The 12,986-nt window shown below is 61.4% G+C and carries 6 protein-coding genes; all 6 read right to left on the bottom strand.

Annotated features, from left to right (window positions below):
- Window positions 1-71: 71 nt before the first annotated feature.
- The 6 genes from GSVR_RS16285 to GSVR_RS16310 all read right to left on the bottom strand — a co-directional run bounded on the left by GSVR_RS16285 (window position 72) and on the right by GSVR_RS16310 (window position 12,883).
- On the bottom strand, window positions 72-4,634 hold the full coding sequence (locus tag GSVR_RS16285; protein WP_239077356.1) for a DUF4082 domain-containing protein: 4,563 nt from the start codon (window positions 4,632-4,634) through the stop codon (window positions 72-74).
- A gap of 480 nt (window positions 4,635-5,114) precedes the next feature.
- Window positions 5,115-8,504 carry a DUF4082 domain-containing protein gene (locus GSVR_RS16290; RefSeq protein ID WP_203978698.1) on the bottom strand — a complete coding sequence of 1,130 codons (3,390 nt, stop codon included), beginning with the start codon at window positions 8,502-8,504 and terminating at the stop codon, window positions 5,115-5,117.
- Window positions 8,505-8,701: 197 nt separating this feature from the next.
- Complete coding sequence (locus GSVR_RS16295; RefSeq protein ID WP_173198528.1) at window positions 8,702-9,418, bottom strand: acetyltransferase; 717 nt, start codon at window positions 9,416-9,418, stop codon at window positions 8,702-8,704.
- Window positions 9,419-9,739: 321 nt separating this feature from the next.
- On the bottom strand, window positions 9,740-10,858 hold the full coding sequence (locus GSVR_RS16300) for a DegT/DnrJ/EryC1/StrS aminotransferase family protein (protein WP_173198530.1): 1,119 nt from the start codon (window positions 10,856-10,858) through the stop codon (window positions 9,740-9,742).
- A 124-nt stretch (window positions 10,859-10,982) separates the two neighbouring features.
- The gene (gene rfbC, locus GSVR_RS16305) at window positions 10,983-11,594 is read right to left on the bottom strand and encodes a dTDP-4-dehydrorhamnose 3,5-epimerase (protein WP_173198889.1); all 612 of its coding nucleotides are present in this window, start codon (window positions 11,592-11,594) and stop codon (window positions 10,983-10,985) included.
- A 311-nt stretch (window positions 11,595-11,905) separates the two neighbouring features.
- Window positions 11,906-12,883, bottom strand: coding sequence for an NAD-dependent epimerase/dehydratase family protein (locus GSVR_RS16310; protein ID WP_173198532.1), 978 nt, complete (start codon window positions 12,881-12,883; stop codon window positions 11,906-11,908).
- Between the last annotated feature and the right edge of the window lie 103 nt (window positions 12,884-12,986).

Raw genomic sequence — 12,986 nt, forward strand, 5'->3', positions numbered from 1 at the left:
TCGGCGGTTGGAACCGCAGCCGGCCGGCCTGCGCCTTCGCAGTTCGTTACACGACGTTTTCCGATGTGTTCCTAAAAGAAGATCTGGTAGGTACCTCCTGAAACGGGGAAACGGACGTAACGCACTCCCTTGATGGTCACCGTCTCAAAGGTGAGCGAGCTGCCGTTACCGGTTACCCGCGTCACGGCCTGTCCACTGCTCAGCGGCACCATGGCCACCAGGCCATTGGCCCCTTGACCGGCGCTGACCGAAAAAGCGAGGGTGCTGCCGTTCCACGAAAAACCGCTGAAGCTCGATCCATTGCGGCCATCCAGCCATCTCAGCATCTGACGTGCGGAAACCACCGGAATGCTGTGTGCCATGGCTGAGTTTACAATCGCATCGGCGCCCTGCGAATATCCGTCATCGTCGTGCATGTTGGCCACAAAGGCGCCGTAATAGCCCTCATCGCCCAGGGCGCGGTCAAGCAGTGCGTCGATTGTAGCGGGATAGCTCTGCCCCGATTCGTCGGTCATCTGGGTGGTTGCCTGATAGACGTCGATCAGGGTGCCGTCGGCCTGGGCAAAGCGCATCGGCATACCGGAACCGGTGAACAGGCCGGGACGATTCGCTGCCCAATCGGGGGGCCAGTAATAATAGGAGGTGTCCAGGCGGATGCTGTGGTTCAGCTCCACCGAAGCGGCAGAGGTATAATCGCTCCAGGTGACACAGTGGTTGCGGTTGCTTACCGGGGCAACCAGGCTGGGAAACTTCTGCTGAAAAGCGACCAACTGGGTGGCAACCGTAGTTTCGAACGATGAGGGGGTAAAGTTGTCGCAACTGACATTGGGATCCCACGACAGATAATTGCCGGAATTGACATGCAGCGCCACCTCGAAACCGGCGGCGTTATAGGCGACCGCCTGGGCATCGCTCAGTTGGACGGCATCGACCGGAAAGACGTACGATGTTCCGCGGATGCATTCCCAGTTGTCGACCGAACAGCCGGAAGGGCTGATCGTGTTGAAACGGTCGAAACGCCCGGCCGTACCGGCTGTGCCCCAGCCGTGGTCGTCACCGGTCATCACCACCACTGCCTTCAGGTTGCGCGGGAAGTACCAGAAGCGCGGCAGCGGCTTTTTGTCCTGGTTCATCTGGATGATCAGGTTGGCCAGCAGGCGCTGCTGCTCGTCAGCCTGAGGAATTGCCACCTTGTTCAGATCGATCCAGTCGGGCTGCGGATCGAAGCTGGCATTGCCGTAGAACAGGTCATTGGTGCGGATCGGGAAGGAGCCGTCCCGCTCCTGGCCGGACCAGGCAGGATTACCCTGGCGGGTGTAAGCTACCGAACGTGCCAGGTCGTAGGCAAAGGCGGCGGCCTTGCCCCCATTCGCGCCCACGCTGCGCAGGGTGACGGCCGGGTTGGTGGTGGCGGTGCCGGCGTCGGAGTAGAGGGTTGCCAGGCTGGTAGCGCCGTTCAGGCCGTAGAGATTGGCGTTGCCGTGGTACTGGATGGTCTGCCCCACGATTCCCGTTCCGGGTCCGGAGGAGGTGTTGACCAGCAGGTAGCGGTCGGCCAGTGTCGATCCGAGATCGGTGAGCCCCAGCAGCCCCGCCAGTTTGCTGTCGGGCCGCATGGCTACCAGGCGCCCGCCGGCATTGACCCAGTCGCTCAACATGGTGGCCTGGGAGGCGCTCAGCGGAAACTCGCCGAGCAGCACGATGTCATAGTTCGCCAGCAGTCCGGAGGAGACCGCACCGATGTCCCTGCGGTCAAAGGCATTGAGCCCTTCCGTGCGCAGGACCTCTTCATAGTATCTGCTGAAGGGGTTGGACGCGGAGGAAACGAGCAGGATCGGACTGTTGGCAGCAAGGGTAATCGTAACTGCGGCACTTTTGGCGGCGGAAACGTTGCCGGCGGCATCTCTGGCCCAGGCGTAGAGCGTTTTTGAGCCGGCGCTTGCACAGGTATAGCTCGCGGGCGCCGCGGCGGACCAGCCCGAGGCCGTCGGCGACGGCGCGGCAGAGGTTTCCGTGACCAGGTAACCGGTCACCGCAATGTTGTCCGTGGCAGTGAAGCTGGTGATCGGCACCGTCAGGCTGGAGGCGCTGGACGGGACCGTGAAGACGGTCACCACCGGTGCCGTCGTATCAGCCAGTGTGATGGTGACGGACGCGCTCCTGGCAGCGGAGACGTTGCCGGCCGCATCCTTGGCCCAGGCGTAGAGCGTCTTGGACCCGGCACTCGCAAAGGTGTAGCTGGAGGGTGCCGCGGCGGTCCAGCCTGAAGCGGTCGGCGACGGCGCCGACGATGTTTCCGTGACCAGGTAACCGGTCACGGCGATGTTGTCTGTGGCGGTGAAGCTGGTGATATTTACCGTCAGACTGGAGGCGCTGGACGGAACCGTGAAGGCGGTCACCACCGGTGGCGTCGTGTCGCCCGATGCCGCCGGGCTGAAGACCACATCCACCCAATAATTGTTCCCGCTGTAGGTCTGGGTCGGGAAGCCGCTGGTACCGTACTTGTAGACCCCGTTGCCGCCGTCCACGCCGTTGGCAAGGGCGTGCAGCGGCGCGTTGTCCACGCCACCGGAGAGGAAATAGGAAAGATCGACCGCAAAGTAGCCGGTGGGGGAATAGTAGGAGGCCACATAGGTGGTGTTGGCCGAAATGGCCACCGGAGTAGTGAACGTTACCTCCTGCCAGCCGGAAGCGCTCTCGCCGCTAAAGGTGGCCGTGGTAAGCCGGGTGCCGGCGCTCGTCCATAGGTTGGCAACGTGGGTGCCGGTATTGGCGGCACCTTTGTAGAAGCGCAGGCCGGTGACGATGCCGTTGACATCGGAGCGGAACTTCACCCCGATTTCCAGCGGTTGTCCGTCGGAGTCGGCCGCGACCTTAGGGACCACTGTAGCCGGCCAGATCGTGGAGCGAGCTGAAGCAATGGTGATGGTGACTGTCGCGCTTTTTGCAGCGGAGACGTTGCCGGCGGCATCCTTGGCCCAGGCGTAGAGGGTTTTGGACCCGGCACTCGCAACGGTGTAGCTGGCGGGGGCTGTGGCAGACCAGCCGGTCGCCGTTGGCGATGGCGCGGTAGACGTTTCCGTGACCAGGAAACCGGTCACGGCGATGTTGTCCGTGGCGGTGAAGCTGGTAATCGCTACCGTCAGGCTTGAGGCGCTGGACGGAATCGTAAAGGCGGTTACCACCGGTAGGGTCGTGTCGGCCAGCGTGATGGTGACGGCCGCGCTCCTGGCAGCGGAGACATTACCGGCGGCATCTCTGGCCCAGGCGTAGAGCGTTTTTGAGCCGGCGCTTGCACAGGTATAGCTGGCAGGGGCTGTAGCAGACCAGCCTGATGCTGTTGGCGACGGCGCGGCAGAGGTTTCCGTGACCAGGTAACCGGTCACGGCGGTGTTGTCCGTGGCAGTGAAGCTGGTAATCGCTACCGTCAGACTGGAGGCGCTGGACGGAACCGTGAAGGCGGTTACCACCGGTGGCGTCGTGTCGGACAGCGTGATGGTGACGGCCGCGCTCCTGGCAGCGGAAACGTTACCCGCCGCATCCTTGGCCCAGGCGTAGAGCGTTTTGGACCCGGCGCTCGCAAAGGTGTAGCTGGAGGGTGCCGCGGCGGTCCAGCCTGAAGCGGTCGGCGACGGCGCCGACGATGTTTCCGTGACCAGGTAACCGGTCACGGCGATGTTGTCTGTGGCGGTGAAGCTGGTGATATTTACCGTCAGACTGGAGGCGCTGGACGGAACCGTGAAGGCGGTTACCACCGGTGGCGTCGTGTCGGCCAGCGTGATGGTGACGGCCGCGCTCCTGGCAGCGGAAACGTTACCCGCCGCATCCTTGGCCCAGGCATAAAGGGTCTTGGACCCGGCGCTTGTAACGGTGTAGCTGGAGGGGGCTGTGGCAGACCAGCCCGATGCCGTCGGTGACGGCGCGGCAGACGTCTCCGTGACCAGGTAACCGGTCACAGCGGTGTTGTCGGTTGCAGTAAAGCTCGTGATCGGTACCGTCAGGCTGGAGGCGCTGGACGGAACCGTGAAGGCGGTCACCACCGGCGGCGTCGTGTCGCCCGATCCCGCCGGGTTGAAGACCACATCCACCCAGTAATTGTTACCGCTGTAGGTCTGATTCGGAAAGCCGCTGGCCCCGTACCGGTACACCCCGTTGCCTCCGTCCACGCCGTTGGCAAGGGCGTGCAGCGGCGCGTTGTCCATGCCACCGGAGAGGAAATAGGAGAAATCGACCGCAAAGTAGCCGGTGGGAGAATAGTAGGATGCCACATAGGTGGTGTTGGCCGAAATGGCAACCGGGGTGGTGAAGGATACCTGCTGCCAGCCGGAGGCGCTCTCACCACTGAAGGTGGCCGTGGCCAGACGGGTGCCGGTGCTCGTCCACAGGTTGGCAACGTGGGTGCCGGTGTTCGCGGCGCCTTTGTAAAAGCGCAGCCCGGTGATGGTGCCGTTGACATCGGAACGGAACTTCACTCCGACCTCCAGCGGTTGCCCGTCGTAGTCTGCCACGACCTTGGGAACCGCCGTGGCGGGCCAGATCGTGGCACCGAAGGCAATGCCGGAGCAGAAGAGCGACAGGACCATGATCAACGAAAGGATGAGGCACAGCGGTTCAGTGCGGGTTTGTCGTTGCATGCGGGTATCCTCGAAGGTAAGTGTGTCCCTCTTTTTTGCAGACTTGTGAGCGGCAAACCTGAGTTGCCACCTCCCAGGCCTGGGACGATTGGAGAGAACAAAAGGGGTGGACATTGAAGTCACTGAAGCATTGGCGCATGCAGGTGATGGCATGCCGGACCATTGAGAAACGACTCCGTGGGAGACGTCGAAAGGCGGGAATGAGCCGGGGGACGTCTGCCACAGAGCCACGGGCATCGAGATAAAGATCGAAAAAAGTACCAGCCCTGATCTGCACAGGAGGCTTTACTCTTCAGATGCTAACAACCTGGATTCATGGCACCGCCCGGAAAGCTCCGAAGAGGCGGGCTATCATGCCGCCGCTGGGACAGCTTCCTGTAAGCGGACGCTCGAAGGCTTCACGAATTCAAGGATTTGTCTGACATTGCGACTTTTTCTCGGTACCTCGTGGCTCTGTGGCCAGACTGCCTGGTGTGTGTCCTACTGGAATACGACCTGATAATTTCCGCTGGAGACCGGAAAGCGCGCATAGCGCATTCCCTTGATGGTCACCGTCTCAAAAGAGAGCGAGCTGCTGTTGCCGGTCACCCCCGTCACGGTTTGTCCGCTGCCCAGCGGCACCATGGCCACCAGACCGTTGGTCCCCTGGCCGGCGCTGACCGAAAAAGCGAGAGTGCTGCCGTTCCACGAGAAACCGCTGAAGCTCGATCCATTGCGGCCATCCAGCCATTTCAGCATCTGACGTGCCGAAACCACTGCAACGCCGCGTGATTTGGCAGATTTTACGATTTCATCCGATTCGCTCCATACCGGCACATCGGTATGCATATTCGCTACAAAGGCGCCGTAGTAGCCCTCGGAGCCGATGGCACGGTCGAGCAGGGCATTGACCGTGGCAGGATACGCCTGCCCCGATTCGTCGGTCATCTGGGTGGGGGCCTGATAGACGTCCATCAGGGTACCATCGGCCTGGGTGAAGCGCATCGGCATGCCGGAACCGGTAAAGAAACCCGAATCGCCGATCCAGCCGGGGGGCCAGTAATAATAGGAGGTATCCAGGCGAATGCCGTGGTTCAGTTCCACCGTAGGAACAGTGGAGTAATCGCTCCAGGTGACGCAGTGGTTGCGGTTGGTCACCGGGGCCGCCAGGTCGGGATACTTCTGCCGGAAGACACTCAACTGGGAAGCGACCGTGGCTTCGAAGGAGAGCGGGGTAAAGTTGTCGCAGCTGACACTGGCATCCCAGGACAGATAATTGCCGGAATTGACATGCAGCGCCACCTCGAAACCGGCGGCGTTATAGGCGACCGCCTGGGCGTTACTCAGCTGCACCGCATCGACCGGAAAGACGTACGACGTTCCGCGGATGCACTCCCAGTTGTCGACCGAACAGCCGGGGGGGCTGTAGGCGCTGAACCCATCGAAACGTCCGGCCGTGCCGGCCGTGCCCCAGCCGTGGTCGTCACCGGTCATCACCACCACTGCCTTCAGGTTGCGCGGGAAGTACCAGAAGCGCGGCAGCGGCTTTTTGTCCTGGTTCATCTGGATGATCAGGTTGGCCAGCAGGCGCTGCTGCTCGTCAGCCTGGGGAATTGCCACTTTATTCAGGTCAATCCAGTCGGGCTGCGGATCGAAGCTGGCATTGCCGTAGAACAGGTCGTCGGTGCGGATCGGGAAGTAACCGTCCCGCTCCTGGCCGGACCAGGCCGGATTACCCTGGCGGGTATAGACCACTGAACGGGCCAGGTCGTAGGCAAAGGCGGCGGCTTTGCCCCCGTTGGTGCCCACGTTGCGCAGGGTGACGGCTGGGTTCGTGGTGGCGGTGCCGGCGTCGGAGTAGAGGGTTGCCAGGCTGGCCGCACCGTTCAGGCCGTAGAGATTGGCGCTGCCGTGGTACTGGATGGTCTGCCCCACGATTCCTGTTCCGGGTCCGGAGGAGGTGTTGACCAGCAAGTAGCGGTCGGCCAGTGTCGATCCCAGATCGGTGAGCCCCAGCAGCCCCGCCAGTTTGCTGTCGGGCCGCATGGCCACCAGGCGTCCCCCGGCATTGACCCAGTCGCTCAGCATGGTGGCCTGGGAGGCGCTCAGCGGAAACTCGCCGAGCAGTACGATGTCATAGTTCGACAGCAAACTGGAGGTAACGTCGCCGATGTCCTTGCGGTCAAAGGCATTGAGCCCTTCCGTACGCAGGACCTCTTCGTAGTACTTGCTGAAGGGGTTGGACGTGGATGAAACGAGCAGGATCGGGCCCGCCGATGCGACAGGGGGCTTGTCAACCGGCTTTTGAGTACTGTAGACCACATCCACCCAATAATTGCTGCTCATCCAGCTCAGAGTGGGGAACTGGCTCGCCTCGCCGTAGGCAAAGACGCCATTGCCTCCCATGACGCCGTCGGCCAGTGCGTGCAGGGGGTTCCTGTCCACCCCCTTGCCGGCGAAATAGTTGTAGTCGTAACTGTAGTGTCCGCTGCCGGTGTGATAGGAAGCGACATAGATTGTATTGGCGCTGATGGCAACCGGGGTGGCGAACGCGACCTGCTGCCAGCCGGAGGCGGTTTCGCTGGTGAAAATGGCGCTGGCGAGCAGCGTTCCGCTCTCGCTCCACAGATTGCCGACATGGGTGCCGGTGTTGGCGGCCGATTTGTAGAAGCGAATGCCGGTGATAAATCCGGCGCTGTCGGATTTGAAGCGCACCCCCAGCTCAACCGCCCGGTCCGGGCCTGAGTCATCGGTGCCGGGCAGCGCGGCAGCATCCCACAAGGTCGGGGAGGGAGTAGGGCTGGTCGTCGGGATGTCGCTGCTGTAGACCACGTCCACCCAGTAGTTGCTGCTCTTCCAGGTCTGGGTGGGGAACTGGCTCGCCGCGCCGTAGGCATAGATGCCGTTGCTGCCGGAAACGCCGTCGGCCGGGGCATGCAGGGGGTTGCTATCCACCCCTTTGCCGGCAAAGTAGTTGTAGTCGTAGCTGTAATGTCCGCTGCCGGCGTGATAAGAGGCGACATAGACCGTATTGGCGCTGATGGCGACCGGAGTGGCGAAATTGGCCTGTTGCCAGCCTGAAGCGGTTTCGTTGGTGAAGACGACGCTGGCCAGCAGCGCTCCGCTCTCGCTCCACAGGTTGCCGATATGGGTGCCGGTGTTGGCGGTCGACTTGTAGAAGCGGATACCGGTAATGGAGCCGGCCTTGTCCGACGTGAAGCGCACCCCCAGTTCGACCGGTCCGTCTTCACCGGCATCGGTGACGCCGGGCAGTGCGGTGGCGTCCCACAGGGTCGGGGAGGCGGAGGGAGTGACCACGGTATCGCTGCTGAAAACCACGTCTACCCAATAGTTGTTGGCATTGTAGCTCTGGCCGGGGAAGCCGCTGTCGCCGTAGCGGTAGACCCCGTTGCCGCCATCGGCGCCGTTGGCAAGGGCATGCAGCGGGGGTGCGTCAACCCCGGCGACAAAGTCGGCGTGACTTACCGCAAACACTCCGGAGGGTGAATAACAGGAGGCAATATAGGTTGTGTTGGCGGCGATTGCCACGGGGGTTGCAAAGGAGACTTCCTGCCAGCCGGAAGGGGTTTCGGCGGTGAAAGGGATGCTGGCCAACAGGACGCCGTCGCCGCTCCAGAGATTGGCGACGTGACTGCCGGTGTTGGCAGCCCCTTTGTAAAAACGCAGGCCGGTGATGGTGCCGCTCACATCGGAACGGAATTTGACCCCAACCTCGATCGGCTGCCCGTCGGAAACAGCATCCAGGGCGGGTACCGAACTGGCAGGCCAGATGGTGTAGCGACTTGCGGCACCGGCGCCGGCCGGGCAGAGTCCCGATATCACCGTGAAGAGGACGAGGAAGCGCACAAAGAGAGTTCTTAGTCCGACCACGATATACCTCCACTGGTTTGTCCTATCGCAAATCCGACATAGCGGGATAGGCAAGATGAGTACCAAGTTATAAGCGCTTTATTTACCAGTAAAATTTTCCGGCGGTTGTCAGCCGGATGTCAAAAAGACCGACAAAGGGATTCGCAGCTTTACAGGTGAAGGTGATCGAGAGTTGAAGGGATGTGGTGCGACAGGGGTCAGCCTGCCGCAAAAGGGGTCTGCGCTGGCTGTCCGGAAACCTCTTCAGCCATATGGCTCAGGGAATGTCTGAGGAAACGGGCCGGATTTCCCACCACGATTGAATTGTCGGCTACGGAACCGAGAACTACGCTGCCCATGCCCACCATCGAATAATCGCCGATAGTGATACCGCCGATAATCGAGCAGTTGGTGCCGAGGTAGCAAAGTTTTCCGACATGGGTTCCGCCCGATATGCAGACTCCCCCGGTGATGCAGGTATAGTCGCCGATGACCACATCGTGGCTGATGACCGAATTGGGCAGGATGATCACATGCATGCCGATAGTGACATTGGAGGTCACGGCCACGTTCTCGAAGATCACGGTGCCGGGCCCGATCTGCGCGGTGCGGGAAATCCTTGCGGAGGGATGGATCAGGGTGATGAAGCGTTGCAGCGGGATGGCGGCCTTGGCGATGATGGCATCTTTCCTGGTGAAGGTGGCGGTACTGCCGATGCCGTTGACAAACCAGCAGTCCTGCAGTTCCGGGGCCAGGGACAAGGGCCCCAGCACCGGGACGCCGTGCCGCGTCGTACCGTGGGTGGCAGTATTGTCATCAAGAAAGCCGACACATTCATGGAGTGTCTCTTGTGCCTCGTCATTGATGCAGGCAATGGTGTCCAGCATGTCGATGCAATTGCCCGAGGTTCCCAATATCACGATTTTCTTTGTCATGTTCCCCTCCTTGGGACTGGATATCAGTAAAAAGTGACGATTCAGGCTCTAAACAGCTGTTGCAACTCCCGGGGTGTTCAAAAACGGGCAGAGCCTCGCACCCGCAGGAAGCCCGGCGGAGGCTGGCCCTCTCCCTATCTCCCCCCGCAGGGGGAGAGTATTCATTGCCCTCTCCCTTTGGGAGAGGGATAGAGTGAGGGCTACTACACCGCATAATTCACTGGCGAAATTGGACCGCGGTGGACCGCGGAGGCGTCCGAAGGGTGAGGCCACAGGCCGGAATCACAAGGTGGCTGGCTTAACAACCTTCTAAACTCGCCGTTAATCGAGGGCGCGCTTCAATGCCAGCACCACTTCATCCTGCTCCGCATCGCTCAGCCCGACAAACATCGGCAGCAGCAGCGTCTCTTTGGTGGCGCGCTCCGTTTCGGGCAGCGGCCGTCCCGTTGTCCGCTCGCGGTACAGCGGCTCCTGATGTATGGCAATGATGCGGCGCGCTGCGATATCCTGACGGGCCAGCCGTTCCATCACCTCCACCTGGGTCCTGTCGCCGAGCAGGCGTATGCAGTAGGACTGGTACACGTGGAAGTAGCCGGGGGGCTCGTAGGGGAGCTGTATCCGCTGCTCGTCCGCCAGGAGCGAGGCAAAGCGGTCCGCCAGCCGGCGGCGTTCCGCGATGATCTGTTCGATTCTGCCCATCTGGACGACCCCGATTGCCCCCTGGATATCGGTCAGCTTGTAGTTGTAGCCGATCTCGGGATAGCTCTCCAGAATGGCACTGGTGGAAGTGTGGCGGGCAATGGCGGATACCGAGGCGGAATGGGCCCGCATGGAGCGCAGGCGCTCTGCTGCCTCGTCGTCGTTGGTGGTGATCACCCCCCCCTCTCCGGTGGTGAGGATCTTGCGCGGGTCGAAACTGAAACAGGTGAAATCGCTGAGACTGCCGAGGCAGACCGTGCCGACGCGGGCGCCCAGTGAGGGTGCCGCATCCTCCACCACTTTCAGCCCATGCTGGCGGGCGATGGCCATGATGGCCGGTATGTCGGCGGCCAGTCCGATCTGGCTGACCGGCATGATGGCGGTGGTGCGGGGGGTGATGGCCGCCTCGATCAGCCCGGGGTCGATGTTGTAGGTGCGGGGATCGATGTCCACGAAGACCGGGACGGCACCGGCGTACAGAATTGCATTGGCCGTGGCGATGAAACTGAACGAAGGACAGATGACCTCGTCGCCCGGCTTGACTCCGGCTGCGATCAGCGCCAGTTGCAGCGCCGTGGTGCAGCTGTTGGTGGCCACGGCGTGCCTGGCGCCGACATAGTCAGCCACCATGGTTTCGAACTCCTGCACGCGCTTGCCGCTGGACAGCCAGCCCGAGCGCACCGCTTCGGCGGCTGCAGTCGCCTCGGCATCGCCGACGCTTAAACGGGTAATGGGAATCATTGCTCGTCTCCTTTGATCTTTGATTGATTGGACTTTAAAGCCGCTGCCGCCGGCAACGGCTCTCACGTTTGAAAGAGGCCACGAATTGCAGAAAGGCCTGGCAGTTTTCCCGCAGGTCTCCCCCCTATGCCTGCGCAAAGGTGCCGAACCGGGCTTCCGTCCGTTTCCGGCTTGGGGGAGTGTATGTGAAGGCGGGATTCTTCAGGTATTCCTTGAGACTCGTACCGGTATTTCGGTCGCGATCCGACAGGATGGGGTTGCTGATCGGCCACGGAATCCGCACGTCGGGATCGTCCCAGGCAAGGGAGGCTTCGGCCGACGGCTCATGGTGGCCGGTGCATTTGTACTGGACCTCGGCGAACTCGGACAGCACCACGAACCCGTGGGCGAATTCCGGCGGCAGCAGTACCTGGCGCTTGTTCTCCGCCGAGAGTTCCACGCCGAACCATTTCCCGAAGGTGGGGGAACCCACCCGCAGATCCACGGCCACGTCCCAGATCTCCCCCAGCGTGCAGCGAATCAGCCGGAACTGGGGGGCTGCCGCGTTCTGGTAATGGAGGCCCCGCAGGACGCCCCCCGGCGAGCGGGAGTGGTTGTCCTGGACAAAGGCATGCTCCAGGCCATGTTCGGCAAAGCGCCTTTTGCTGTAGCTTTCGAAGAAGAAACCGCGATGATCCTGGAAATACTCGGGTTCGATGATCAGGATCCCCTCGAATTCGGTCAGTACGACGCGCATATCCATCGGCATGGAGCCTTCCTCCTTTTCTGAAATAAACCTGAAAAGTCTGTCAGCCATAGAGGTCACAGAGAACACAGAGGGATACCACTAAAAATCCGTTCCCCTGAAGAGAACCGAAAACGCTACCAGTCTGATTTTTCCCTTGACCAAAGACAATGGAACGCGGAAAAGGCGGAAAAAGCGGGAAAGACAGATTGGTTTTCAACCCGGATTCGTTTTTAAGATCTGAATTTATCAGCCTTTTCCGCAGATTCCGCGTTCCATTGCCGTTCGATTTCCTCCGTGCCTCTGTGGCACATGTTTTTGCTTCAGGCGGCCAGCCTGTTCTGGGCCTGTACCTGCCTGCGCCATTCGATCAGGCGCCGCAGTCCCTCTTCCGGATTTACCTGGGCCTTGAATCCCAGCATGCGTTCTGCCTTGCGGGTGTCGGCCAGACGCCGCGGGACCGGATTGACGGAACGCTCCGGCAGGAACTCCGGCTCCAGGTCCGAGCCGGTCACTTTCAAGAGGGCCTGCAAAAGGCCAAGCAGGCTTGTTTCGGTGCCGCTGGCAACGTTGAAGACCTCATCGGTCACATCGGACTCCATTGCCCGAATATTGGCGTCGGTGACGTCGTCGATGAAGACCATGTCCATGGTCTGGCGGCCATCCCCGAAGATGGCGGGCCGCTCCCCCGCCTCCAACCGGTCGAGCCAGCGGACCAGTACCTCGGTGTATTTGCCGTCGATGTCCATGCGGGGGCCGTAGACGTTGAAATAACGCAGGGCCACATAGTTCAGCCCGTACATTTCGGCAAAGGAGCGGACCATTCCCTCCCCAGCCACCTTGGCGGCGCCGTAATAGGTCCTGTTGTTGAAGGGATGGTGGCTTTCATCGGTGGGAAAGGTGTCGGCCAGGCCGTATACCGATGCCGACGAGGCGTACATCACCTTGCCCACGCTCTTTTCCACGGCTGCCTGGAGCACGTTGTGGGTTCCGTTCAGCATCACCTCCATGGCGTCCCGCGGCTTATCGGCGCAGGCGGTGATCCTGATGGCTGCCATGTGAAAAATGCCGTCCATGTCCGTGGCCAGCTCCCTGAGCAGATCCAGGTCGCGGATGTCCCCTTTCACGAGCCTGACCCGCGGGTCCTGCAGGGCAAACTCGATATTGTGCATGCTGCCGCGCACGAAATTGTCCAGAAGAACGATCTTCGACGCCCCTCCCGCCAGCAGCCGGTCGGCGATATGCGAACCCATCAGCCCGGCGCCGCCGGTGATCAGGAATTTGTTTCCGGATAGTTGCATGAATGCCTCCTTTAAAGTCGGGCGCCCGGAGACCAGGGATCGGGGACCGTTAGAGTCAAAAGCTCTTACTCATCCCTGCTCTCTGGTAACCGGCCCATGGTTG

It is taken from the genome of Geobacter sp. SVR (assembly GCF_016865365.1).
Classification (GTDB): Bacteria; Desulfobacterota; Desulfuromonadia; order Geobacterales; family Pseudopelobacteraceae; genus Pelotalea.

Bases quoted from the DNA above. Each gene is read 5' to 3' on its own strand.
- GSVR_RS16285 (WP_239077356.1), bottom strand. From the start codon at position 4,634: ATGCAACGACAAACCCGCACTGAACCGCTGTGCCTCATCCTTTCGTTG.
- GSVR_RS16295 (WP_173198528.1), bottom strand. From the start codon at position 9,418: ATGACAAAGAAAATCGTGATATTGGGAACCTCGGGCAATTGCATCGAC.
- GSVR_RS16300 (WP_173198530.1), bottom strand. From the start codon at position 10,858: ATGATTCCCATTACCCGTTTAAGCGTCGGCGATGCCGAGGCGACTGCA.
- rfbC (WP_173198889.1), bottom strand. From the start codon at position 11,594: ATGCGCGTCGTACTGACCGAATTCGAGGGGATCCTGATCATCGAACCC.
- GSVR_RS16310 (WP_173198532.1), bottom strand. From the start codon at position 12,883: ATGCAACTATCCGGAAACAAATTCCTGATCACCGGCGGCGCCGGGCTG.